Source organism: Rhodococcus sp. JVH1 (genome assembly GCF_000280725.2).
Classification (GTDB): domain Bacteria; phylum Actinomycetota; class Actinomycetes; order Mycobacteriales; family Mycobacteriaceae; genus Rhodococcus_F; species Rhodococcus_F jostii_A.
On record NZ_CP166289.1, the window covers coordinates 4,470,228 to 4,494,136 of the forward strand.

At 67.9% G+C, this 23,909-nt stretch carries 26 protein-coding genes; 12 read left to right on the plus strand and 14 right to left on the minus strand.

The features are described from left to right. Positions 1 to 15: 15 nt before the first annotated feature. Positions 16 to 345, minus strand: coding sequence for a branched-chain amino acid transporter permease (locus JVH1_RS20630; RefSeq protein WP_009476296.1), 330 nt, complete (start codon positions 343 to 345; stop codon positions 16 to 18). Next, positions 338 to 1,081 carry an AzlC family ABC transporter permease gene (locus tag JVH1_RS20635; protein WP_009476295.1) on the minus strand — a complete coding sequence of 248 codons (744 nt, stop codon included), beginning with the start codon at positions 1,079 to 1,081 and terminating at the stop codon, positions 338 to 340. The genes JVH1_RS20630 and JVH1_RS20635 overlap by 8 nt, the downstream gene beginning before the upstream one ends. 77 nt (positions 1,082 to 1,158) lie before the next feature. Between JVH1_RS20635 and JVH1_RS20640 the strand changes: the two genes are divergently transcribed. Further along, on the plus strand, positions 1,159 to 1,599 hold the full coding sequence (locus tag JVH1_RS20640) for an Lrp/AsnC family transcriptional regulator (protein WP_005254660.1): 441 nt from the start codon (positions 1,159 to 1,161) through the stop codon (positions 1,597 to 1,599). Between the two features lies 1 nt (position 1,600). Here JVH1_RS20640 and JVH1_RS20645 read toward each other — a convergent pair whose 3' ends face one another. From JVH1_RS20645 to JVH1_RS20680, 8 genes are read right to left on the minus strand one after another with little or no spacing between them, the layout of a single operon-like run. Beyond that, positions 1,601 to 2,680: an MSMEG_0565 family glycosyltransferase gene (locus tag JVH1_RS20645; protein WP_009476294.1), complete on the minus strand. Its 1,080-nt coding sequence runs from the start codon at positions 2,678 to 2,680 to the stop codon at positions 1,601 to 1,603. Position 2,681: 1 nt separating this feature from the next. Next, positions 2,682 to 3,530 (minus strand): carbon-nitrogen hydrolase family protein, encoded by an 849-nt coding sequence (locus tag JVH1_RS20650; RefSeq protein ID WP_009476293.1) that lies wholly within the window; start codon positions 3,528 to 3,530, stop codon positions 2,682 to 2,684. A 5-nt stretch (positions 3,531 to 3,535) separates the two neighbouring features. After that, complete coding sequence (locus JVH1_RS20655; protein WP_043780020.1) at positions 3,536 to 4,792, minus strand: MSMEG_0569 family flavin-dependent oxidoreductase; 1,257 nt, start codon at positions 4,790 to 4,792, stop codon at positions 3,536 to 3,538. Continuing rightward, entirely contained in the window at positions 4,792 to 5,094 is a 303-nt protein-coding gene (locus JVH1_RS20660) for an MSMEG_0570 family nitrogen starvation response protein (RefSeq protein ID WP_009476291.1), read from the minus strand. The genes JVH1_RS20655 and JVH1_RS20660 overlap by 1 nt, the downstream gene beginning before the upstream one ends. Continuing rightward, a complete protein-coding gene (locus tag JVH1_RS20665) occupies positions 5,087 to 6,043 on the minus strand; it encodes a carbon-nitrogen hydrolase family protein (RefSeq protein WP_009476290.1) in 957 nt (318 codons plus the stop codon). Before JVH1_RS20665 ends, JVH1_RS20660 begins: the two co-directional genes overlap by 8 nt. Beyond that, positions 6,040 to 7,473 (minus strand): MSMEG_0567/sll0787 family protein, encoded by a 1,434-nt coding sequence (locus JVH1_RS20670; RefSeq protein ID WP_009476289.1) that lies wholly within the window; start codon positions 7,471 to 7,473, stop codon positions 6,040 to 6,042. The genes JVH1_RS20665 and JVH1_RS20670 overlap by 4 nt, the downstream gene beginning before the upstream one ends. A 1-nt stretch (position 7,474) precedes the next feature. Further along, positions 7,475 to 8,533, minus strand: a complete 1,059-nt coding sequence (locus tag JVH1_RS20675) for an MSMEG_0568 family radical SAM protein (RefSeq protein ID WP_009476288.1) — start codon at positions 8,531 to 8,533, stop codon at positions 7,475 to 7,477. A gap of 10 nt (positions 8,534 to 8,543) precedes the next feature. Beyond that, positions 8,544 to 9,068 (minus strand): MSMEG_0572/Sll0783 family nitrogen starvation response protein, encoded by a 525-nt coding sequence (locus JVH1_RS20680; RefSeq protein WP_009476287.1) that lies wholly within the window; start codon positions 9,066 to 9,068, stop codon positions 8,544 to 8,546. Positions 9,069 to 9,484: 416 nt separating this feature from the next. Between JVH1_RS20680 and JVH1_RS20685 the strand changes: the two genes are divergently transcribed. The 4 genes from JVH1_RS20685 (at position 9,485) to JVH1_RS20700 (ending at position 14,084) form a co-directional block, all read left to right on the plus strand. Continuing rightward, the gene (locus JVH1_RS20685; protein ID WP_043780018.1) at positions 9,485 to 10,852 is read left to right on the plus strand and encodes a hemolysin family protein; all 1,368 of its coding nucleotides are present in this window, start codon (positions 9,485 to 9,487) and stop codon (positions 10,850 to 10,852) included. Continuing rightward, positions 10,845 to 11,879 (plus strand): hemolysin family protein, encoded by a 1,035-nt coding sequence (locus JVH1_RS20690; RefSeq protein ID WP_043780016.1) that lies wholly within the window; start codon positions 10,845 to 10,847, stop codon positions 11,877 to 11,879. The genes JVH1_RS20685 and JVH1_RS20690 overlap by 8 nt, the downstream gene beginning before the upstream one ends. Further along, positions 11,876 to 12,406 carry a hypothetical protein gene (locus JVH1_RS20695; RefSeq protein ID WP_009476286.1) on the plus strand — a complete coding sequence of 177 codons (531 nt, stop codon included), beginning with the start codon at positions 11,876 to 11,878 and terminating at the stop codon, positions 12,404 to 12,406. Before JVH1_RS20690 ends, JVH1_RS20695 begins: the two co-directional genes overlap by 4 nt. Before the next feature lie 217 nt (positions 12,407 to 12,623). Next, positions 12,624 to 14,084 carry a PepSY domain-containing protein gene (locus JVH1_RS20700; protein WP_009476284.1) on the plus strand — a complete coding sequence of 487 codons (1,461 nt, stop codon included), beginning with the start codon at positions 12,624 to 12,626 and terminating at the stop codon, positions 14,082 to 14,084. Between the two features lie 30 nt (positions 14,085 to 14,114). Here the strand turns inward: JVH1_RS20700 and JVH1_RS20705 are convergent, their stop codons facing one another. Both JVH1_RS20705 and JVH1_RS20710 read right to left on the minus strand, forming a co-directional pair. Then, a complete protein-coding gene (locus JVH1_RS20705; protein ID WP_009476283.1) occupies positions 14,115 to 14,783 on the minus strand; it encodes an AIM24 family protein in 669 nt (222 codons plus the stop codon). Positions 14,784 to 14,804: 21 nt separating this feature from the next. Further along, a complete protein-coding gene (locus JVH1_RS20710) occupies positions 14,805 to 15,281 on the minus strand; it encodes an Lrp/AsnC family transcriptional regulator (RefSeq protein ID WP_009476282.1) in 477 nt (158 codons plus the stop codon). Between the two features lie 135 nt (positions 15,282 to 15,416). Between JVH1_RS20710 and pdhA the strand changes: the two genes are divergently transcribed. From pdhA to JVH1_RS20740, 6 genes are all read left to right on the plus strand, one after another. After that, positions 15,417 to 16,553: a pyruvate dehydrogenase (acetyl-transferring) E1 component subunit alpha gene (pdhA, locus tag JVH1_RS20715; RefSeq protein ID WP_009476281.1), complete on the plus strand. Its 1,137-nt coding sequence runs from the start codon at positions 15,417 to 15,419 to the stop codon at positions 16,551 to 16,553. 4 nt (positions 16,554 to 16,557) lie between these two features. After that, positions 16,558 to 17,562: an alpha-ketoacid dehydrogenase subunit beta gene (locus JVH1_RS20720; RefSeq protein WP_009476280.1), complete on the plus strand. Its 1,005-nt coding sequence runs from the start codon at positions 16,558 to 16,560 to the stop codon at positions 17,560 to 17,562. Beyond that, on the plus strand, positions 17,559 to 18,791 hold the full coding sequence (locus tag JVH1_RS20725) for a dihydrolipoamide acetyltransferase family protein (protein ID WP_009476279.1): 1,233 nt from the start codon (positions 17,559 to 17,561) through the stop codon (positions 18,789 to 18,791). The genes JVH1_RS20720 and JVH1_RS20725 overlap by 4 nt, the downstream gene beginning before the upstream one ends. Further along, positions 18,791 to 20,164 (plus strand): dihydrolipoyl dehydrogenase, encoded by a 1,374-nt coding sequence (gene lpdA / locus JVH1_RS20730; protein WP_009476278.1) that lies wholly within the window; start codon positions 18,791 to 18,793, stop codon positions 20,162 to 20,164. Before JVH1_RS20725 ends, lpdA begins: the two co-directional genes overlap by 1 nt. Before the next feature lie 149 nt (positions 20,165 to 20,313). Beyond that, positions 20,314 to 20,664 (plus strand): TIGR03667 family PPOX class F420-dependent oxidoreductase, encoded by a 351-nt coding sequence (locus JVH1_RS20735; protein ID WP_009476277.1) that lies wholly within the window; start codon positions 20,314 to 20,316, stop codon positions 20,662 to 20,664. Between the two features lie 99 nt (positions 20,665 to 20,763). Next, a complete protein-coding gene (locus JVH1_RS20740) occupies positions 20,764 to 21,198 on the plus strand; it encodes a VOC family protein (protein WP_009476276.1) in 435 nt (144 codons plus the stop codon). Between the two features lie 12 nt (positions 21,199 to 21,210). On the opposite strand, the gene JVH1_RS20745 is transcribed toward JVH1_RS20740, so the two are convergent. Beyond that, positions 21,211 to 22,047, minus strand: coding sequence for a nucleotidyltransferase domain-containing protein (locus tag JVH1_RS20745; protein ID WP_043780014.1), 837 nt, complete (start codon positions 22,045 to 22,047; stop codon positions 21,211 to 21,213). Positions 22,048 to 22,085: 38 nt separating this feature from the next. Between JVH1_RS20745 and JVH1_RS20750 the strand changes: the two genes are divergently transcribed. Continuing rightward, positions 22,086 to 22,481 (plus strand): VOC family protein, encoded by a 396-nt coding sequence (locus tag JVH1_RS20750; protein WP_009476274.1) that lies wholly within the window; start codon positions 22,086 to 22,088, stop codon positions 22,479 to 22,481. Positions 22,482 to 22,491: 10 nt separating this feature from the next. On the opposite strand, the gene JVH1_RS20755 is transcribed toward JVH1_RS20750, so the two are convergent. Beyond that, positions 22,492 to 23,637 (minus strand): aromatic acid exporter family protein, encoded by a 1,146-nt coding sequence (locus JVH1_RS20755; protein ID WP_009476273.1) that lies wholly within the window; start codon positions 23,635 to 23,637, stop codon positions 22,492 to 22,494. Positions 23,638 to 23,909 lie beyond the last annotated feature (272 nt).

A 23,909-nucleotide genomic window follows, 5' to 3' on the forward strand; every position in this document is an offset into this window, starting at 1 on the left:
TGAGGCGCGCCGGGCTCACGCGAATACCCAGTTCATGAGGACGACGTAGAGCCCGGTTCCGAGGACGATCGAGAGCACCGCATTCTTGCGCCACAGGTGCACCGCGGCCGTCGCCCCCACCGCGATCAGTTCGGGGATTCCGTGCGAGGGGGCGGTGACGGACACGCTCTTCAGGGAGTACGCCACCAGGATCAGCATGATCCCGGCGGGCAGGTAGACACCGAGGTAGCCGACGAGTGCGGACGAGCGCAACGGCATGACGATCGCGAAGGGGACGGCGCGCAGGGCGAACGTGACGATCGCCATGATCGCGATGGCCGCGAGGATGTAACCGGGGTCAGGCATCGGTGCGCACCTTTCGCCGGGTGACGAGGTAGCGGATGACGAGCAGGCCCACGAAGGCGCCCATCGCTATCGGCAGCATGTGTTCGGGGTCGACCAGTCGCGCGATCAGCGCACACATCACGGCCATCGAGGGAACCGCGAAACCGCGCTGGGCCCGGATGGCTTCGATGGACAACACGACGAACAGCGCGGTCAGTGCGAAGTCGAGGCCGACGATGTTCTCCGGGATCCATTGCGCCGCGGTCGCTCCGAGCATCGCTCCACCGATCCAGTACGCGTGGAGATACACCTGCGAGTACACGATGACCCGCCCGGACATCGACTTCCGGTCGCCGGTGACCGTCATGGCGTAGGCCTCGTCGGTCAGCGCGAACATGCTGTAGAAGCGGGCAAGGCGGCCCTTCACCCTGTCGAGGGGAAAGCTCAAGGCGTAGAACACGTGCCGGAAGTTCACCAGCAACGCGGTCAGCGCGATGTACGGGAGCGGCGTCATCGCGGCCACCATGCCGACCGCGATGAATTCGAGGGAACCGGCGTAGATCAGCGACGTGAAGACCATCGCCCACCACGGGTTGAGCCCCTGCTGGACGACGAGCACCCCGAGGGCGATCCCCAGCGGGACCAGCCCGATTCCGACGGGGAGGGACGCCTGCAGGGCGCGACGCCACTCCGGGGACTGCCGGGGGTCGGGGTCGACGACGGCGGTCGTCGAGAGGGTAGCTGGATCGATCACCACGCAAATCTATAGCAACTATCCCGGTGCACGATTGCGAGGGAATGCCCATTCGGCGCACTCTGCGCAATAATAGTTCAATGGACGATATCGATCACGCAATTCTCGACCACCTGCGGAACGACTCCAGTCTGACCAACACGGAATTGGCGGATCTCGTGGGTCTCACTCCCTCCCCGTGCCTGCGCCGGGTCAAGAAGCTCGAGGCGGACGGAGTCATCACCGGCTACCGCGCCATCGTCAGCCAGGAAGCGCTCGATCGGGGTTTCCAGGTGATCGTCACCGCCGAGATCGGGGTGAACGACCAGGCGACCATCGAGCAGTTCGAGTCGCGGGTCGCCGCCTTCGACGAGGTGATCGAATGCCGGAGGCTGTTCGGGATCCCCGACTACTTCATCCGGGTGGCGGTCCGCGACCTCGCGACGTACGAGAACTTCATGGCTACCAAACTCAGCGGGCTCCCCGCGGTCTCGCGGGTCACCTCGTTGATCACGATGAAGACCATCAAGAGCGCCGACTGAGTCAGCGGTGCGCCGCGACCTCTCGGTAGAACTCGAGGTGTTTCTGCGCGACGTCGTCCCATCGATGTGAGCGAGCGAAGGCGCGCCCCGCGTCGAGGGAGGAGCCGTCGGCAGGTTCGGTCAGGGCGCGTGCCATCTCCTCGTGGGTGGACGCGTACCGGACCGTCCCGCGAAAGACCTCCCGGAGGACCGGCAGGTCACGTGCGACGACGGGAACGCCTGCCGCCAGGGCTTCCATCGCGGCCAGCCCGAATCCTTCCTTGGTGGAGAGGAAGGCGAACGAGCGCGCCTGGGCCACCAGCGAGGGGAGTTCGGCGTCGTCGATCGTTCCGAGGATGGTCGGCGTGACACCCAGCTCTGCGGCCCGTCGGTCGAACTCGGCCCGGTACCCCCGGTAGTCGAACAGGGTCTCGCCGCCGGCGAACACCAGCCGCAGTTCGGGTCGCTCCTTCACGAGCAGTGCGTACGCCTCCACCAGGTCGATGCTGCCCTTGCGCGGTTCGATACCGCCGACCGCCAACACGTAGTCGCCCAATTCGCCGGCCCACCTGCGGCGGCGGTCGGCGTCCTCGCGGGCTTCCTCGAATCGGGCGGCGTCCACGCCGTTCGGAATGACGGCGCACTCGAGACCCCACCCGGCGGAGACCTCCGCGGCGACGGCGGCTGACACGCAGATCCGCGCGTACGGATCCACGATGGCGCGCTCGTGGCAGGCGGCGAGCGCGGGCGTCGTGAACTGGTCGAGATGGTGGATGGTTCGCACGCACCGTCCCACGGCGTTGGCACTGATGCAGTCCTGCGCGTGGACGATGTCGTAGGCCTCCGGTGTGAAGGCGGCGCGCATCGTCTCGATGGATCGGAGGATCCGCTCACCGACGGTCTCGTCGTCGACGTGTGCGAACGGCACCACCCGTACGGCGACAGTCGGGTCGACCGGACGGAAGAAGGCGGCGTCGCCGTGCCTGCCCAGGGTCCAGACCGTCACGTCCGAGCCCTGCCGGGCGAGGGCCTCCGCCAACGCCAGGGTGTGCACGACTCCCCCGCGCGGTTTGGTCGAATAGGTCAGTAGCGCGATCCGCACGTCAGTGGTCTCCTCGGTCCAGCAGTCTCCGGTAGGTGTCGATGCGGCGTTCCTCCAGGTGCCGCAGCACCTTCCTGGCCCGGTTGACCTCGTAGTCGACGTCGAGTTCGGCGACGGCGAGCCCGCCCTTCGTCCCCGTCCGCGCGAGCACGTCGCCGCCCGGGCCCACCACCTTGGCCTGACCGAGGAATCGCAGTCCACCCTGGATTCCGGTCTGGTTGGACGACACGAGGACCACCTGGTTCTCGGCGGCCCGGGCCGAGTCGTAGAGATCGAACAGGCGTGATTGCCGGTCCTGGGTCATGCGCGCCGCCCGGTCCGTGATGCTGGCCGGCCACGCGGACAACGCCGCGATGATCCGCGCGCCGTCGAGCGCGAGGGTGCGGGCGGATTCCGGGAACGTCTTGTCGTAGTCGATCAGCATCCCGATCCGGCCCACCGGTGTGTCGAAGGCGGTGAAGGAGTCACCCGCGGCGTACGCCAGGGATTCCCCGGCCGGTTGATGCACCTTGCGGTGACTGCCCAGCACCCCGTCGCCGGTCACGCAGGCGGCGGCGTTGTAGCGCACCCCGTCGCACAGTTCCGTATACCCGAGGCAGACCGTCATGCGGCCCGCCATCTTCGCGACGGCCTTCAGCTCCGGGCTGTCCGCGGCGAGCGCGGGCGGGAGTTCCTCCGTGTCCGGCCGCCGGAGATCCGAGATGTAGCCGCCGAGGCAGGCGTCGGGCAGGACCAGCAGGTCCACGCCGTCGTTCGCGGCACTCTCGATCAGCGCCTGCAACTTCAGGAGCGCGCGATCGATGTCGCGGCCGAAGTGCCCCGCCAGCGCGGCCAACCGTGTCGTCACCATAGGCGTCAGGCTAGTGTCGCCGTCGCCGGCAACACACCCGCTTCGAGTTCGATGCGATCCGCCAGATACTCCGCGTCCCGAGCCACTCCCGCGAACCGTCCCGAACCCCACGTGTGCTGCCACGGAAGGCCGAGGAAGTACAGCCCGGGCGCAGCGGTGACGCCGCGGTTGTGGGTGGGATGGCCCTCACCGTCGAAGACGCCCGCGTGGAGCCACCGGTAGTCGGTCCGGAAACCGATGGACCACACCACCGACGTGATGCCCGACGTCGGCAGTTCCAACTCGGTGACCTCACGTTCGGGACGCCAGACCGGCACGTACCGTTCCTCGCGCGGCGCATCGATTCCTGCGCGGTCGATGTAGGCGTCGATGGAATCCTTGATGCTCTCACTCACGGCGTCCGCGGCATCCAGCGACGACTCGAGGGTGGCCGCGAACCGCAGGGTTCCGTCGACGACGTCGAGCAGCCGCCCGTACAGACGCATTCCCGCGAGCGCGAAGGCACGGAGGTCGATGTCCCGGCCACCGTCCCGGCCCGTGACGTAGTGGTTGGTGTTCTCCCGCTTGCCCAGACCACCTGGGTGATCGGCGATGGAAACGTCGTAGGTACCCATGTCGTGCAGCCAGGCCACGCAGTCCCGGCCGCGATAGAACCGCGCGACCCGCGGCGCACCACCGGTGACGAGGTGGACGGTGCGACCCGCGAGGTGAAGATCCTCCGCGATCTGGGCGCCGGACTGGCCGTTGCCCACGACGAGAACCTCGCCCGCGGGCAGCGCGCCGGCGCTCCGGTACTGCGACGAGTGCAATTGCGTGATGTCGGCGGGAAGCCGTTCGGCGAACCGGGGAACGACCGGAGTGTGGTATCCGCCGACCGCGACCACGACGTGGTCGGCGTGCATCGGGCCTTCCGTCGTGTCCACGTCGAACCCTCCGGAACCCGACTGCCGCACCGCGACCACCGCGACCCCTTCGCGCACAGGAGGATCGAAGGTGTCGGCGTACCCGCGCACGAACTGGTAGGTCTGCTCGCGGTTCATGAACCCGTCGGGATCGCCGCCCGAGTAGGTGTATCCAGGAAGGGTGCACTGCCAGTTCGGAGTGACGAGAGTGAAGCTGTCCCAGCGACTGTCGCGCCACTCGTGGGCGATCGACTCTCGTTCGAGCACCACGTGGTCGATTCCACGCTGCACCAGATGCCAGCTGATCGACAGGCCCGCCTGGCCGCCGCCGATCACGACGACTGTGTGTTGTTCGGTCATCACGACTCTCCGGGGAGTGAAGCCGGGTTCATCTCGAGGACCCGGACGAGGGATTGGGGGTCGAGGGTGCGGCCGGCGCGTTCGAGTTCCTGCATCTGCTCGGACGCGGACGTGCAGTACATCCCGAACTTGGCACGGACTCGCTCACTGGCCTCGGTGAGCGCCGTCGTGGTGCGTGTGAGGAATTCGGCGACCGTGTAGTCCTCACCGGCCACCAGGTGGTCGTGCATGACCAGCGACGGCGAGTAGCAGGACTGGGTGCGTCCGTCCGGCCACCGCACCGTGAACGTCATCTCAGGCATCGACGGGCTCCAGTTCGGCTGTTGTGGTGCGGAGGAACGACGGTCGCGCCGACGCGTCGAGTCGGGTGCCGCTGACCCGGTTGTCCGCGACGACGTCGCCGTACAGTTCCGGCCGGCGGTCCCGGAGGTTGTACATTCCGCCGCTGCGAATCGCGTCCAGTTCGGCCTGCACATTCAGCGTGGCCGAGGCGAGGCCGGGTTCCACGCCTGTGGTGGCGAGGACCTCGCCGCCCGGGCCGACGATCTTCGCGCTGCATACGAACCGGAGCGACCCGAACGTTCCCGCCTGATTCGACGCCACCCAGACCACCTGATTCTCCGTGGCCCGCGCGCGGTCGTAGATGTCGAATCTCTGCTTCCACCGGTCGTCTTCGGGATTCTCGACGCGGTTGGTGCGGGCGGTGGGCCATGCCGACAGCGACGTGATGATTTCCGCGCCGTCGAGGGCGAGCGTCCGCGCGGCCTCGGGAAACGCCTTGTCGTAACAGATCTGCATGCCCATCCGTCCGACCGGTGTGTCGAACGCTTCGTACTTGTCGCCGGCGCGGTAGCAGAGGTTCTCCCCCAGCGGCTGGTGCACCTTGCGGTACGAGCCGAGTATCCCGTCACCGTGCAGCGTCACCGCGGCGTTGTACCGGTCGGCGCCGTCGGCCTCGCAGAATCCGAGGGTGATCACCAGATCGCCGGCCATCTCGACGACTCGCCGGATCTCGGGCCCGTCCAATTCCAGTGCGGGCGGGAGGCTGCGGAGCCGACGCTGCCGCTGCTCCTCGGTTTCGTCGCCTCCGCCCAGGCTGGGCAGGTAACCGCCCAGGCAGGCCTCCGGAAGCACGAGGAGCGAACTCCCGGCTGCCCGCGCCTGCTCGATCAGTTCACCGATCGTGCGATACGCCTGTTCCATGTCGCGGCCGAACTCGGCTGCCGCGACGGAGATTCCGATATCAGTCATGCTCTTCCCAATCCTGTGACCGTGGAGTGCACCACGCGTGTCGTTACGCCGTCGGGCCAGCGAAGGCTGACCCCCGGCTCAAATGTCAATTCCCCGCAGACGGCCGAGGTGGCCGGCCCGGCGGGCGCCACCGCGCTACCCCGCCGATCGGCGGTGATCATCGCGAACCCGGGGAAGCACGTCATCCAGTCACCCGCCGTCGCAACAGGTGGCCGGGGGACCGATTCGACGTCGAGGACGGCGCCGAGTCCGCTCGCCTCGGCGAGCATCCCGGTAGTGCCCGCGATCCCCGCCATGCTGATGTCTTTTGCCGCGGCGGGACGGGTGCGGGCGACGAACGAGGCCATGTCCCGCAGAGCGCCCCGGCTGCGGTGGGACGTCGAATCCCACTGTTGTCCGGTGTATCCCGGTCGCCACTGCCCGTCGAGGTCAGCCGTCAGCGTGAGCTCGTCCCCGATCCGGCCACCACCCGCGGGCACCGGATCCGCGGTGCGTCCGAGCGCCGTCACCGACAGCGCCGCGGGAACACCGAGCTGGGTGTGGCCGCCCAGTACCGGTACGTCCCACGCTTCCGCAGCCCGGCTGAGCCCACGGATCACCTTCGCCAGGATCGACGTGTTCGGTGCGCCGACGGAGTCGAGCATCCCGACCGGGACGGCACCCATCGCCGACAGGTCGTTGAGATTGACGAGGGCGGCGCACCATCCGGCCCACTCGGGATCGCGCTGAACCATGGCGGGCAGGATGGCGTCGCACGCCGCGATCAGGTCGCTCCCCGGAACCGGTGCGCCGTCGTCGCCGCGGAACCCGCTGCCGCCGAGCGCATCACCGTGCGTGCCGAAGGGGGCCAGGGTGTGGGCCAGACACGACTTCGTGCTCTGGACCAGACGCTCGACGCGATCGATCGGCCACGTCATGTGGACGTGCGGCGCGCCCGCCAGCGTGACGTCACCCATCCGCGTCCAGCCCAGGTGTGCGAACATCGTCTCGTTCCGGCTCTGCACGGTGGCGTCGAACCGCAACACACCACGGGATTCGGCGTGGGCGCAGGCGGCGCGCACGAGCGCCTTCCCGATTCCCCTGCTGTTCCGGATGTTTCGACCCACCACGAGTCGGCTTCCCGCCCACCACCCGAGGTCGGTGCCGTCCGTCATCGGTGCGAGGCGAACACCGCCGAGCACCTCGCCCGTGGTGCTGATCGCCACGAGCACCACGGTGCGTGGATCGTCGTCGACGTCGTCCCGGTCGCTGGCGGTGAACAGTCCCTGTTCCACGACGAACGTCTCACGCCGCAGTCGCCGGTATGCCTCGATCATCACCCGACCGGTGGCGGGTTGCACGAGGAAGCTCTGCTGCGACTCCTGAATCGACGGCCCGGTGAGGACGGCGAAGTCGGAAGGAGTGCTCTCGGCGGTCGGTAGGTCCCACATGTCAGCCTCCGGCGTTCTGAAGGACGCTGCAGGCCCCACATGCCGCGCAGCCCGCCTTCTGGTCGGCGCCGCGCATGCCGCCCGCCTGCAGTTCCTTCGCCACCCGTGAGGTGACGTCGGCGAGCAGGGCAGGCGACGGCGCCTGCGCCCCGTCCTCGGCGGCCAGCGTGCCGGCGAGCGGCCGGAACGGGACGACGAACGGGTACACACCCATGTCGATCAGTTCGGCTGCGCTCGCGACCAATTCGTCGGGATCTTCGCCCAATCCGACCAGCAGATAGGTCGACACCTGATTCCGTCCGAAGACCCGTACCGCCTCCCGCCACGCCGCCCGGTACTCGTCCAGCGGGACCGTCGCCTTGCCCGGCATCCAGCGCCGCCGAACCTCCTCGTCCAACGACTCCACGTGGATGCCGATGGAATCGGCCCCCGCGTTCCGGAGATCCGTGATGGTCCCGAGATCGCCGGGCGGTTCGCACTGCACCTGGATGGCGAGATCCGGAGCCACCGCCTTGACGGCCGCGACGCATCGCGCCAGGTGACGGGCACCGCGATCCTTGGCCGCGGACGTGCCCGTGGTCATGATCATCTGCGTGACGCCGTCGAGACGGACGGCGGCTTCGGCGACCTCGGCGAGTTGTTCGGGCTTCTTCACCGCGATGGTCGAGCCGGACTGCAGTGATGCCTCGATCGAGCAGAATCGGCACCGCTGCTGCGGGTCGTATCGAATGCAGGTCTGGACGACTGTGGTGGCGAGGACGTTCGTCCCGTGCAGCCGGGCGATCTTCTCGTAGGAGATGCCGTCGGCGGTGTCCAGGTCGTAGAACCGGGGCCGGCGCACCGGCTCGATCTCCACCCCCATGTCGGTGCCGTTCATCAGCAGGCGGTTTCCGCTGACTTCGTAGGGGCTGTCGGACCGGATGGGGATGGCGCCGCCGATCCCGCCGATCAGTACGTGACCGTCGTCGCTGGGGCCGGCGCCGGAAGTCCGGGTGACCGGGACGTTCAGTGACCGAATCCCACGTACTGCTACGTCAACTCGTGTCGAGAGATCGCTCATCGTTCACACCTCAGACCATGTAGGTGGAGTTGATGATGGCGCCCTTGCGGGAGTAGTGGATGATGGCGTCCTGCACATCGAGGGGATGTGCGGGCACGACGCCCTCGATCAGGTCCTCTTCCCTGCCGCCGTGCAGCGCGAGACCGAAGCGGCACGCGAAGACGGTTCCACCTTCGGAGATGAACGTCGCGAGTGCGTCGTTGATGTTCTGCTCGCCCGGGAACCCGTTGTCGCCGGTGGTCGGAAAGCCGCGTGTCGCAAGGCAGTTGAGAGCTCCGGGACCGTAGAAGTAGATCGCGGACTCGAAACCCTTGCGCAGTGCGCGGGTTGCCTGCAGGACGGCGACGAAGCTGACGGAGGATTCGTGCGCGATGCCGTGCACCAGCGTGAAGTAGGACTCGCCGTCCTCGGCCTTGTAGTCGGGGAAGATCTTCGTCGACCCGTAGATGTTGCTGCCCTTGGGCAGCGCCGGGTGGGGAATCTCGCCGAGCGACTTCTGGATGTTCGCGGCGATGGTGTTCTCGATGTCGGTCACGGGGGACTCCTGGTCGGTCGTGGGGCGGAGGCGCCCGAAGGGCCTGAACGCGCTGATGAGATGCTGTGGGCGACGCCCGGGCGTAGACTTCGATGTCTGTTCGCTCTGCGTGGGAAGAGTGCGTTGTGCACTCCGTCGACCTGAAACAAGTACACGGTTCGGTGATTTCCGAATGGTCACGCGCGGAACAAGCTCAGGTTTCGTAACCCTCACCGCGGCCCGAATCCGGAAATCCGGTCGTAACACCGACCGTGTGACTCTGCGCACCCGCCGGTCGCAAAAGTAAAGAGTCCTTTACTATGGGTGTTTCATATCCCGAATACAGAGAGAGCCATGACCAGCGCTTCGCGCCCCCGAAGACCCAGCCCGCCCCAAAGTGATCACCGCAGTCCCGGATGCAGGGCGCGGGTGAACGCATGGTGACCGTCCTGAGCATCGGCTTCGGCGTCGTCGTCGTATTACTGATCACCGCCCTGACCGGCTACTTCGTCGCCCAGGAATTCGCGTACATGTCGGTCGACCGCTCGCGGCTCAAAGCCCGGGCCGAGGCGGGAGACTCGGGCGCCGCCCGCGCCCTCGGCGTCACTCGCCGCACCTCGTTCATGCTCTCCGGCGCCCAGCTGGGCATCACCGTCACCGGCCTGCTCGTCGGTTACGTCGCCGAACCCCTGATCGGACGCGGCCTCGGTGAGCTCCTCGGCGGCGTCGGCATCCCCACCGCGGTCGGGATCGGTGTCGGCGCCGTCCTCGCCGTCCTGTTCTCCACCTTCGTTCAGATGCTCTTCGGGGAGCTCTTCCCGAAGAACCTGGCGATCGCCCGGCCGGAACCGGTGGCGCGTCGGCTCGCGCTGTCGACCACGATCTATCTGAAACTGTTCGGCTGGTTGATCTGGCTGTTCGACCAGTCGTCGAACCTGCTGCTGCGCGCGCTGCGGATCGAACCTGTCCACGACGTCGAACACTCGGCCACCGTGCGGGACCTCGAACACATCGTCGCCGAATCCCGCGACGCCGGTGAGCTGCCGCGGGAACTGTCGACCCTGCTCGACCGGATCCTCGACTTTCCCACCCGCACCGCCGGGCACGCGATGATTCCCCGCGCCCACGTCGATACCGCCCGGGCCCACGATTCCCTGAGCAGTGTTCTCGAGAAGATGGGTGCGGGCCACACCCGCTACCCCGTGGTCGGGAGTTCGTCCGACGATCTGCGCGGCGTCATCCACCTCCACGACCTGCTCGGCGAGCAGTCCGACGGTCCGGCCGCGTCCCGGGCCCGTCCGGCCGTCGTCGTGCCGTCGTCGCTGCCGCTGCCCGACGTGCTGGAACAGCTGACGGCCGCCCGAGACGAAATGGCCCTCGTCGTCGACGAGTACGGCGGATTCGCCGGCGTCATCACGATCGAGGACCTCGCGGAGGAACTCGTCGGTGAGATCGCCGACGAGCACGATCCCGACGGTGACGCGTCCGTGACGGGCTCGGAGTCCGAAGGCTGGACGATGCCCGGCGATCTGCACATCGACGAGGTGGAGCGCATTCTCGGACACGACCTGCCGCCCGGTGACTTCGAGACGCTCGCGGGTGCCGTCATCGCCGAGTTCGGCGGTCTCCCCGTCGTCGGTGACGTCGTCGCGGTCCGATTGAACCCGGATCCGGCCGACCTGATCAATGACGCCGACCCGCCCGTCCGCAGCCTCGACGCCGAGGTGCGGGCAGTCGACAAGCACGTCCCGTCCTCGCTGTTCGTGAGGCTCCGCGTCCTGGAGAGTGACTCGACCGATGAGTAATCCGTGGGTCATCGTGCTCGTCACCGTCGGGTTGATCGCGGCCAGCGCGTTCTTCGTGGCGATCGAATTCGCGTTGATCGCTGCCCGTCGCCACCGGCTCGAGGACGCTGCCCCCACCAGCAGGGCCGCCCGCGCTGCTCTGCGCAGCGCCTCCGAGTTGTCCGTGCTGCTGGCCGGATCCCAGTTGGGCATCACCGTCTGCACCCTCGCGCTCGGCGCCGTCACGAAGCCGGCCGTGCATCACTGGCTCACCCCGGCCTTCGCAGGTTGGGGTGCCCCGCTGTGGCTGGCGGACGTGCTCGGATTCATCCTCGCCCTGATCATCGTCACGTTCCTGCATCTCGTCGTCGGTGAGATGGCACCGAAGTCGTGGGCGATCGCGCACCCGGAGAAGTCGGCGACACTGCTGGCGATCCCGATGCGCGGGTTCATGTGGGCCACCCGCCCGCTGCTGCTGGTGCTGAACCGGATGGCCAACCGGTGTCTGCGGAAGTTCGGCGTGGAACCGGTCGACCAGGTGGGGGCCGGGCAGGATCCCGACGCGCTGCGACACCTCGTCGAGCACTCGGCGACCGTCGGCACGCTCGACGAGCGGTACCACGGCCAACTGACCAGCGCCCTGGAACTCCAATCGCTCGCCGTGCGAGACATGGTGCGGCCGAACACCACCCCCAGCAGCGTCGCCCCGGACGCGTCTGCGGCTGCGATCAGGGCGGTCGCGGATCGAAGCGGCCACCTCCGACTGCTCGTGCGCGACGAGGACGGGATCAAGGGGGTGGTGCACGTTCGTGACAGCCTGCGGGCCGGTCCCGTGGTTACGGCCGCCGACCTCATGCGCCCGGTGCTGACCCTCGATGCGGACGCCGCCGTGTACGACGCACTGCGCACCATGCGCGAGACCCGCAGCCATCTCGCGATCGTCACCGACAACGGTGAGCTGATCGGTGTCGTCACCCTGACCGACGTCCTCGCGCGTCTGCGCCCCGCGGCCGGGGCTGGCACCGGAAGCGGTACCCTCGCGGGGTGAATTCACGGTTGGAGGTGGTCGCGCGGGTGCGCGGCTCCGTCGTGGGTTCAATGTCCGGCGCGGTCAGCATCGCCGCCCACGGCATCGGTGGAGGCGGAATGCCCCCGAGCGATGGCTCGGTGGTGCTGCTTCTCGCGGCGTGCGCCGCGGTCGGGGCGTCGGTCGCCGCTGTCCGGGTGGCCACCCGTGAATGGTTGTTCGTGCTGTCGGTGCTCGCTGCGGGCCAGTTGATCGGCCACACCACGCTGGCCTTGGCCGCCGATCATTCCCATGGGCTGGGGCTTTCCACCCCGATGATCGCCGCGCACCTTGCCGCGATCGCGGTGGCCGCGGTGCTGGTCCGGTCCGCCGAACGCGCCTGCCTCAGGGCATTGGCCGCGTTGTCGCGGATCGTTCTCGCCGTCCTCGCCCCGCTGCAGGTCGATACCGGCACCTGGACCGCGACCCCGGTCTACCGCGCGAAGCTGTCGTTGTGGTTGCTGGTCGCCGCGGGCGCCGGCACCCGCGGACCACCCGCTCTCGTCTAGTCGAATCCTTTCTCACTGCCTTCCCGGCGCACACCAGACGTGTCGTCGCCGGTTCGGCGTGTCCTCACGCGGCACCAGCGGACTCCCCGGCGGGTCCCGGTGCCGACGCCTTCCTGAGTCGGTGCATCCCTGACCTCGAGTTGCCCAGCGCACCCCTGACGTGCGCGGCCTCGACGGCGCTGGGTGCCCGTCTCACCCGATTCGAAGCGAGATCGTCATGTCCATCCCTGACCTCGAACGCGACACACCGGTCGCGTCCTCCCCGGCGTCGAAGGTCTCCGCGCCGCCGCGCAGTTTCCGGCCACTGATCCTGCGCCTGCACTTCTACGCTGGGATCCTGGTGGCCCCGTTCCTGGTGATCGCCGCCGTCAGCGGCGGCCTCTACGCTCTCGCGCCGTCGGTCGAGCAGCTGGTCTACCGCGACTACCTGCACGTCGACTCGACCGGCCCGGACCTGCCGATGTCCGAACAGGTGCGGGCCGCGCAGCAGGTTCGCCCGGACCTCACCGTCGCCGCCGTGCGCCCGGCGATCGAAGCGGGTGACACGACGCAGGTGATGTTCACCGATCCCACCCTGGGAGAGTCCGAGCGCCGCGCGGTCTTCGTCGATCCCGTCACCGCGGAGTCGGTGGGCGAGCTCGTCGTCTACGGCAGCAGCGGGGCGTTGCCGATGCGCACCTGGATCTCGCAGTTGCACCGGCACCTGCACCTGGGCGAGCCCGGCCGCATCTACAGCGAGCTCGCCGCGTCGTGGCTGTGGGTCATCGCGCTCGGTGGCGTGTACCTCTGGGTGCAGCGCTACCGCACCACCCGCGCCCGCAACGCAGACGCCGCCAGGCTGTGGACGCTCGACCGGTCGAGCCGCGGCCGCAACAGAACCCTCGGCTGGCACGGTGTGGTCGGGATCTGGATCGCGGTCGGCCTGGTGTTCCTCTCGGCCACGGGCCTGACCTGGTCGCGGTACGCGGGCGAGAACGTCGGCGAACTCCGCTCCGCCCTGAGTTGGACCACCCCCAAGATCGACAAGAAGCTGGACTCGGCGCCCGCTGCCGGCGCCGCCGCATCGGGCGGTCACGACGGGCACGGCGCCGGGCACACCCCCGCGTCGGATCCGGGAATCCTCGACCGCAACGTGGGCGAACTGGACACCGTCCTCGAGGTGGCCCGGCGGGGCGGTGTCACCGGCGCTGTCGAGGCAACCGTTCCCGCCGACGCGGGCACCGCGTTCACCGTCACGCAGACCCGCGAACCGTGGCAGTTCTCGACCGACGCGATCGCGGTCGACGGGGCGACGGGCGCGGTGACGGACGTGTCGCGATTCGGTGACTGGCCGCTCGCCGCGAAGCTGACGTCCTGGGGGATCGCCCTGCACATGGGGTTGTTGTTCGGCCTGCTCAACCAGCTGGTCCTGGCCGCCCTCGCGGTGGCGTTGCTCGCCGTGATCGTCCGCGGCTACCTCCTGTGGTGGCGCCGCAGGCCCACCCGCGGCACCACCCGGGCGGTGGGCAGGCCGCCGGTGCGGGGCTCCTGGCGCCGAATCCACCCGGCCGCGGCGGTGGCCGGGGCCGCCTGCGTCGTCCTCGTCGGCTGGTTCGTTCCGCTGCTCGGCGTCAGTCTCCTCGCGTTCCTGCTCGTCGACGTCGCGATCGGCGCCCTCGCCCGCACCCGGGCAGGGTGAGTGACCGGGGCACCCGTGCAGCCGCGGCGGTTACGGCTTGGGAACCGGGTGCCCCTCCGAGGCCTGGACGACGACGATGCCGTTTCCGGTGAGGCACAGCTGATATGCCTCACCGGAACCCCGGCCGATCGCGGCACCCATCTTCGCGGTCTTGCGGATCGTCGAGTGCAGACCGGTCGACCACAGCACCGCACTCTGCATGTCGACGTAAGTGGGGGTGTCCACGTTCAGGACGACGGGAGTGCCGTAGATGGTGACGGCGAGGACACCGCGGCCGGTGAACGTGGTGTTGAACAGTCCGCCGCTGAGCATCGACGCGCCCTCGACGCGGTTGATGTCCCAGTTCAGGGAGCTGTCGAACGCGAGGACGTTGGAACCGCTGACGGTCACCGACTCGTCCTCGAGTTCGAGCAGGAAGATCTCGTCGGCGTCGCGGGCGAGGAACACGTCGCCGCTGCCGGAGACCTTCATCAGCGACATGCCCTCACCGGTGAAGGCCTTCTTGAAGAACTTTCCGACTCCGCCGCTGCCCTGGTAGGCGAAGTCGACGTCCCCCTGGTAGGCGACCATCGATCCTTTCCGGGCAAAGAAGTGACCGCTGGTTCCGGCCAAGTCCACCTTGAGCATTCGGGGATTCTGTAGCACGAAGGTGCCCGGTTCACCACTGCGTTCGGCGTTCTTCATCAGGTCGCTGCGCATGACGGAATCCTATCCGGCCCGTCAACTAACCCACTCCGGTCCGGGCCCGTTGGCCTCCTCGAAGATCAGCCACGTCTTCGTCGACTGCACACCCTCGAGGCTCTGCAACCGTTCGAGAACGACATGACGCAGTGCGCTGTTGTCCGGTGCGCGCACCAGGACGAGAACGTCGAAATCGCCGCCCAGCAAAGAGAAGTGCTCGACGAAGGGCAGTGTCCGGAGCTGGGTGGAGATTCCTCGCCAGGAGTCCTGCCGGATCGAGAGGGCGATGAACGCGGACGAGCCGAGTCCCGCCTTGGAGTGCGAAATCCGGGTGGTGAAGCCTTCGATGATACCGGCCTCCTGCAACCGCTCGATGCGGACGTAGGCGTGCGCGCGGGAGATGTGCGCCTTCTCCGCCAGCGCCCGCATCGAGATGCGGCTGTCGGCGACGAGTTCCTTGATGATGCGCCGGTCGATGGCGTCGAGTTCATACGTGCCCGCTGTGCCGCCGGCCATCTGTCCATCCCTACTGTGGTCGCTCACACTCCGGTGAGACATTCTGCTCCCGATGAGCCGATTCTAAACCGTTTGTCTCTGATTTCTCCTTGTCGTTGTCGATAGGTCGTTCAGTTGCGAGCATTGACGAACACAATGCATCTGGAGGTAGACGTGACGCTCGTAGAGCCGCCCCTGGCGAGGCCGTATCGGAAGTTCCTTCCCGCCGAGTGTGCGGTGCAGTATCTGGACGCGGCCGGCGAGCTGACCGAGAGCGAGGCCCGGTATCCGCGGCCGAGCGACGACCGTCTGGTCGAGATGTACCGGAACATGGTGCTGGGCAGGCGCTTCGATCAGCAGGCGACGGCTCTGACCAAGCAGGGCCGGCTGGCCGTGTACCCGTCGTCGCGTGGTCAGGAGGCCTGTCAGATCGCGGCGGCGATGAGCTTGCAACCCGGCGACTGGATGTTCCCCACGTACCGCGACTCGGTGGCGCTCGCCGCCCGCGGCATCGATCCGGTCGAGATCCTCAGCATGCTCGCCGGCAACTGGCACTGCGGCTACGACCCCGCCGCCCACCGCAGTGCCCCGCAGTGCACCCCGCTGGCCACCCAGTTGCTGCACGCGACCGGTGTGGCCTACGGCGAACACCGCAAGGGAAACGACACGATCGCCCTGGCGTTCTGCGGTGACGGCGCGACCAGTGAGGGCGACTTCCACGAGGCCCTCAACTTCGCCGCCGTGTTCAAGGCCCCGGTGGTTTTTCTGGTACAGAACAACGGATTCGCGATCAGCGTGCCGCTCGCCCGGCAGAGCGCGGCGCCCACATTGGCGCACAAGGGAGTCGGCTACGGAATCGGCTCCGAGCAGGTGGACGGCAACGACCCGGTCGCCATGCTCGCCGTGATGGACGAGGCCGCGAACTTCGTCCGCGCCGGCAACGGTCCGGTCATCGTCGAAGCCCACACCTACCGGATCGATGCGCACACCAACGCCGACGACGCCACCCGCTACCGCGACTCGGCCGAGGTGGAGCAGTGGCTCGTCCGCGACCCGCTGGCCCGGCTGGAGAAGTACCTGCGCGGGAAGGGACTGCTCGACGACGCATCGTCGGAGGCCCTCACCGCGGACGCCGAGGCCGCCGCATCGACGCTGCGTGCCGGCATGAACGTCGACCGGCCCACCGATCCGATGGATCTGTTCCGGTACGTCTTCGCTGAACAGACCCCGCAACTTCGAGAGCAGCAAGCGCAGGCGGAAGCCGAACTGGCCGCCGAGTCCGAGGAGAACTGACCCCATGCCCGTGCTCACCATGGCCCAGGCCTTGAACACCGCACTGCGCGACGCCCTCGCCGCCGACGAGAACGTCGTCGTCTTCGGCGAGGACGTCGGCGCCCTCGGCGGCGTCTTCCGCGTCACCGACGGCCTGACCCGCGACTTCGGCGACGACCGGTGCTTCGACACCCCGCTCGCCGAGTCCGGCATCATCGGCTTCGCGATCGGCATGGCGATGTCCGGGTTCAAGCCGGTCGTCGAAATGCAGTTCGACGCGTTCGCGTACCCGGCGTTCGAGCAGATCGTCTCCCACGTCGCGAAGATCCGGAACCGCACCAAGGGTGCGCTGTCCGTGCCTATCGTCATTCGAATCCCGTTCGCGGGCGGCATCGGCGGGGTCGAGCACCACTGCGACTCCAGCGAGGGCTACTACGCCCACACCCCCGGACTGAAGGTCGTCGCCCCGTCCACCGTCGAGGACGCCTACACCCTGCTGCGCGAGGCGATCGACGACCCCGACCCGGTGATCTTCCTCGAACCGAAACGCCTGTACTTCTCCCGCGCCGACGTCGACGTCGCGGTGGGCGCGCCGATCGGGCAGGCCGCCGTCCGGCGTCCCGGCCGGGACGCGACCATCGTCGCGTACGGGCCGTCGGTGACCGTCGCGCTCGAGTCCGCCGTAGCGGCCGCGGCGGAGGGTCACGACATCGAGGTGATCGACCTGCGGTCGATCGTGCCGTTCGACGACGAGACCGTCATGGCGTCGGTCCGGAAGACCGGTCGCTGCATCGTCATTCAGGAGGCGCAGGGATTCGCCGGTGTCGGCGCCGAGATCGCCGCCCGCGTCCAGGAACGCTGCTTTCACTACCTGCACGCGCCGGTGTTGCGGGTCAGCGGATTCGACATCCCCTATCCGGCGCCGAAACTCGAACGCCTCCACCTGCCGAGCGTCGACCGTGTCCTCGATTGCGTCGACCGGTTGCAGTGGAACGACTCCGCCGACACCCGGTGGGCGGTGACAGCATGAGCAACCAGGTCTTCCTGCTCCCCGACCTCGGCGAAGGACTCACCGAGGCCGACATCGCCGAATGGAAAGTACGGGTCGGCGACACCGTCACCATCGACCAGGTGGTCGTCGAGGTCGAAACCGCGAAAGCCGGGGTCGAGGTGCCGATTCCCTTCGAGGGCACCGTGATCTCCCTGCACGGCGACGAAGGCTCGACGCTTCAGGTGGGCACCCCGCTGATCACCGTCAGCGGAACCCCCGCCGCGCACGAGCAGTACCGCGAAGAAGAACAAGCAGGCTCGGGCAACGTCCTGATCGGGTATGGCACCAGCGAGGACACCCGCCGGCGTCGGCGACGCGTCGGCGTGACACGCGAGGTCACACGGCCGGAACCGATCCGCACCGGTATTGCGCCACGGGTCATCTCGCCGGTCGTCCGCAACCTGGCGCGGCAGAACGATCTCGACCTGTCGCGGCTGTCCGGGAGCGGTCCCGGCGGTGTGATCAACCGCGCCGACGTCGAGAAGGCACTCGCCACCACACCCGCGCCAGCCGACGCGCAGCGGATTCCGATCAAGGGCCTGCGGAAAGCGGTCGCCGACAAGCTGTCGACGAGTCGACGCGAAATCCCGGACGCGACAACCTGGGTCGACGTGGACGCCAGTGAACTCCTCGCCGCCCGCCGGGCAATCAACGCCACCCTCGACGCCGACGCCGGCGTGAGCCTGATGGCCCTGCTCGCGCGCCTGGCCCTCGCGGCGCTGAAGCAGTCCCCGGAACTGAACTCGACCGTCGACACCGAACGGGGCGAGATCGTCCGATACGGTCACGTCCACCTCGGCATCGCGGCGCAGACTCCGCGCGGCCTGGTCGTCCCGGTGATCGAAAAGGCAGACTCGCTCACCACAGTCGAACTGGCCCGGCAACTGCGGGACACCACGGAGCTGGCCCGTGAGGGGACGCTCCCACCGGCACGGCTGACCGGTGGCACGTTCACCCTCAACAACTATGGCGTCTTCGGCGTGGACGGCTCGACCCCGATCATCAACCATCCCGAGGCCGCGATCCTCGGCGTCGGCCGCATCATCGACAAACCGTGGGTCATAGACGGGCAGTTGGCCGTTCGGAAGGTGACCCAGGTGTCGCTGAGCTTCGATCACCGCGTGTGTGACGGCGGTATCGCGGGAGGGTTCCTCAGATTGTTCGCCGATTACATCGAGAACCCGATCACCGCGCTGGGGAGGCTCTGATGGCCGACGCGCACAGTGACGTGCTCATCCTCGGTGGCGGTTCCGGCGGCTACGCCTGCGCCTTCCGCGCCGCGCAGCTCGGGCTGTCGGTCACGCTGATCGAGGCGGACAAGATCGGCGGAACCTGCCTGCACCGGGGCTGTATCCCGACCAAAGCGCTGCTCCATTCCGCCGAGGTCGCCGACACCGCGCGGACCGGTGCCGCGTTCGGTGTGCGAACGACGTTCGACGGCATCGACATCGAGGCGGTGCACCAGTACAAGAACGGCACGATCGACCGGTTGCACAGGGGACTGCAGGGTCTGGTCGCCCAGCACGAGATCAGCGTCGTGAGCGGGCACGGAAAGTATGTCGGAGACAGGACGATCGAGGTGGACGGCACCCGCTACACCGCGACGTCCGTGGTTCTCGCCACCGGCTCCTACGCCCGGACGGTGCCGTCCATCGAACTCGGTGAGCGCATCGTCACCAGCGACGACGCATTGAATCTCGGGTTCGTCCCGAAGAAGGCCATCGTTCTCGGCGGTGGCGTGATCGGCGTCGAGTTCGCCAGCGTCTGGGCGTCGTTCGGCGCCGAAGTGACTGTCGTCGAGGCGCTCCCCCGCCTGGTTGCGGCGGAGGATCCGTGGTGCTCGAAGCAACTCGAACGCGCATTCCGTAAGCGCGGTATCGCGGCCCGCACGGGCGTGACGGTCGCGGCGGCGAAGGAAACCGCAGACGGCGTTCTCGTGGAACTCGACGGCGGCGACACCCTCGAGGCGGAGATCCTGCTGGTGGCGGTGGGACGTGGGCCGCGCACCGGTGACAGCGGGTTCGCGGAACACGGAATCACACTGGACCGCGGGTTCGTCGTCACCGACGAGCGGCTGCGCACCCACGTCGACGGTGTGTATGCCGTCGGCGACGTCGTGGCCGGACTTCAACTGGCGCACCGCGGCTTTCAGCACGGCGTCTTCGTCGCCGAAGAGATCGCCGGCCTCGATCCCGTTCCCGTGGCCGAGCATCTCGTTCCGCGGGTGACGTACTCGCACCCCGAGGTCGCGTCCGTCGGACTCACCGAGGACGCCGCCCGCGAACGGTACGGCGACGTCACATCCGTCGTGTACGACCTCGCAGGCAACGGCAAGAGCCAGATCCTGAAGACTTCGGGCGGAATCAAGGTCGTCCGCGCCGGCGATGCCGGCCCGGTGGTGGGTGTGCACATGGTCGGCGACCGCGTCGGCGAACTGATCGGCGAAGCCCAACTGACCGTCGCCTGGGAAGCGCTGCCCACCGACGTCGCCCCGTTCGTCCACGCGCACCCCACCCAGAACGAAGCACTGGGCGAAGCGATGCTGGCGTTGTCGGGGAAACCGCTGCACGCGCACGGCTGAACGCATTCGATCCGCGTCGGGGAAGATCGCGCACCGGTCCGCGGTTGAAACCGGTTGATCATCGGAAACGACAAGGAGAACGCAATGACTCTTTCAGCGTCCGCGATCACCGAATCCGTCGCCGACCGGCTGGCCCACGAAGCCATCGTGTGGCTGACGACCATCGGTCGCAACGACACCCCGGTTCCGACCCCGTGTGGTTCAGCTGGTCGGGCACCGAGTTCCCGATCTTCAGTCAACCGGGCACCGCCAAGCTGGCGAACATCGGCAGGAATCCGCAGGTCGCGCTGAATTTCAACAGTAGCCCCACGGGTGGTGACGTGTCGGTGTTCACCGGGAAAGCCCGCGTCGACGCGGACGGTCCCTTGGTGGAGGAGTGGGAGACCTACGTCGGGAAGTACAGCGAGGACATGGCCGGGCTGGACTACACACCCGAGAAGTTCCGGAAGGACTACTCGACGCTCGTCCGCGTCACCCCGGACCGGTTGCGCGGCTGGTAGCCCCGATCTCTCGGCAGAACGGCGGCGACGACGCCTCCGATGCGCCACCATCTGATGCGGAGCAATTTCGCTCCCCACCTATACGGAGGAACCCGCATCATGGACTGGACACTCGAAGTGGTCGTTCTGCCCGTCAGTGACATCGACCGTTCCGTCGCGTTCTACCGCGACAAGCTCGGCTTCCATCTCGACCACGACACCACCAACGAGCACATGCACGTCGTTCAGCTGACCCCCACCGGTTCGGGTTGCTCGATCGTGATCGGCGACCTCCCGTCGCACACGGAGATGGCACCGGGGTCGATGAGGGGACTGCAGTTGGTGGTCGCCGACGCCGCCGCGGCCCGCCAGGAGTTGCTCGATCGAGGTGTCGAGGTCAGCGAGATCACCGTGTTCGACGAGCGTGACGGGGGAACTTTCTTCGGATTCGCCGATCCCGACGGCAATACGTGGGCGGTCCAGCAGATCAAGGCGCGGGCGGAGAAGCCGCTGATTCCGGCCGAGGCCCGCGGGCGGTTCGGGGAGAACGCCTGAGGGTTCGCACGATCACGTCAGGGGGCAGGCGTTCCGGGTGTCGTCGACGAGTTGTTCGGCCAGGGCGAGGGCGGCGGTCAGTTCGTCGGGCGTGGTTCCGAGTCGGCCGAGGACGAGATGAGCGCGAGCACTGAAGTCGGTGGGTGCGTTCGGCAGGGCACCGGCGGCGGCCACGGCGCCCTTCTCGTTGATGAGCCAGCGCCGGGCGTGGGCGTGTAGGGCGTGCGCGCACAGGCACACCGCGCGAAACAGGCAACCCGCCACATACGTCGCATCGGCACGCGGGATCGCCTTGCGGGCCAGCATGGTGACGAAGTCCGCCTCCCACAGTCGCCGCACCAGGGCTTCACGCAGGAGGTCCGGGTAGTGCTGCATGTCGGCGTGAAGAGCAGCGATGCGTCCGGATGGATCGACGAGGATCACCGCCGACGCGAGTTCGCCCGCGTACGCGAAGTCCGCGAACCCGAACGGGTGACCGGTCTGGGCGTGAAACCCGTACACACCCCGCTGGGTGTCCTGCCACACCGTGGTCACCCGGTCGAGGTCGCGGTACAGCCAGTCGACTGCCCGGCCGTCGATCGACAGCCACGCCCCGCCGTCGACCCACGGTCCCCACTCACCCGTCCGGGTCGCCGATGCCTCGGCGCCCGCCCACTCCCGCGCGAGATCGTTCAGCCCGCCGGTGTCGAGGGCACCGCGGTAGTAGACGCCCAGGTCGTAGTCGGATTCCGCCGTATGCGTCCCTCGGGCGCGGCTGCCCCCGAGGGTGACGCCGACGACGCCGTCGATGCGGCACAAGCGTTCGGCCAGGGGACGCAACACCGGGTCGTCGAATTCCACATCCCACATCGTCCACCCCGGCCCGGCGCAGCGGATAAATTCGGTTCATGCTCATCTTGGGAACGACAGTGATCGGAGCACGCGACATCGGGCGTGCAACCAGGTTCTGGACCGAGGCACTCGGATTGACTGCGCTCCCGCCCGTCGGCGACAACGACTTCACCAACCTGACGCTGCCCGACGGCCGACCACTGCTGGCGATCCAGCAGAGCGAACACGACGCGGAACCCGAGCCTCGGCTGCACCTCGACCTGCACGCTCGCGACAGCGAGGATCAGGCCGCGGAGATCGAACGACTCGTCGGTCTCGGTGCGCGGCGTGTGCCGTGGGACCGGTACCCCGAGGAATCGGACTTCGTGGTGCTGGAGGATACCGAGGGCAACCGGTTCTGCGTCATCGACAACTCTCGCGCGCCGGAACAGTGCCGGCTCGAGATGCCCTGAGGTCGCCGGGCTACGCGGCGTCCGCGTAGTGGGCGGGACGGGGCAGCATCGGCCTGCAGACGGCGCGCGGGATGCCGCACACTTCGAAGAAGTCGATGACGATGGATCGGACCTGCGCGGAGACGACCGCTGCGGAGAACCCTGCCGAGATCTCCTGCTGCGGCAGTGAGCGCGCGAATCGTTCGAGTTCGTCGCTGATCTGGATTTCGTTGGGCTTCTTCGCGGGAGTCGCGAGAATCATCAGCCGCATCCGGTCGGCGAGGTGCGCCAGATCGGAGATGGCGTCCGCCAGTTGCGGGTCCACTCGCTCGCCGTCGTACGTGGCGATCAGGGCCCGCCGCACCAGAACCCGGGTGTTGCGTGCGGCGTTGTCGATCGGGTCCGCGATCGATGCCAGCCGGCCGATGCGGCGACGTCCCCGCCAGTGAATCGGGGAGATGCGGGCCACCTCGGAGCCGGAACGGAGTTCGACGCGCATGCTGTCGATGGTCGACTGCGTCGAACGGGCAAGTGCGAGAGCATCCTCCAGCGCGGAGACGTCACCCGCGGCCAGGCCCTTCGACGTCTGCCGGAGGGCTGCGGCCACGCTGTCCAGCACAGCGGCCGCGCACCGGCGTGTCCGTCGCACGGGGTCGGTGGGCAATACGGACAGCGCCACAAGGCTGAGCGCACCCCCGATCAGTGCGTCCACGACACGGTCGAACGGGTGGGCGCTCGTAGCGGATGCCATGGCCGCAACCAATGCCGCCGACGAACCCGCCTGCAGGACGATCACCGAACCACCGTCGAGGAGCACCGCGAAAGACATCGCCACCGCCACCACGAGGCAGATCTGCCACGGCCCGTTGCCGATGTACCGCACGACGACGTCCGAGACGATCGTTCCGATGGTGACACCAGCTATCAGCTCGCCGGCCCGGCGGCTGCGGGCACCCCGCGCGACGCTCAGGCACACGACCGCGGCCAGCGGGGCCAGCAGCGGCTGTTCGTGACCGGCCACCTCGACCGACACCCACCATGCCGCCCCCGCGGTGACCGCCGTCTGCGCAATCGGCATCAGGTACCCCGCGAAGCGAAGCAATGCGGCGCGCACTGACGGCAGAGCGGAGGAGCCGACCTTCCGGAGAAGAGCGAGTATCGAGATGAGCTGGAGCACAGTGGTACAGCTTTCTGGACGGTCACACGTGGGCAGGAGCACATTCTGTAGAGCCTGCCGCGGCCGACGATCGCCGGTGGACAAGCCTTCGCAAAGCTTGTCCTGGATTTCTTACGCCCGTGTAAAAGTCGCCGCTTTCATCGCGCAGATCACGTTATCCACGTGGTTTCGGGCGATGCAGGTCACAGCGCTGCGATGCACTACCTGCACGCCGCGCATCCACACCGCTAGCGGCCATCCTACTGAGCTTCGGGCACCGATTCTGGCTGCGG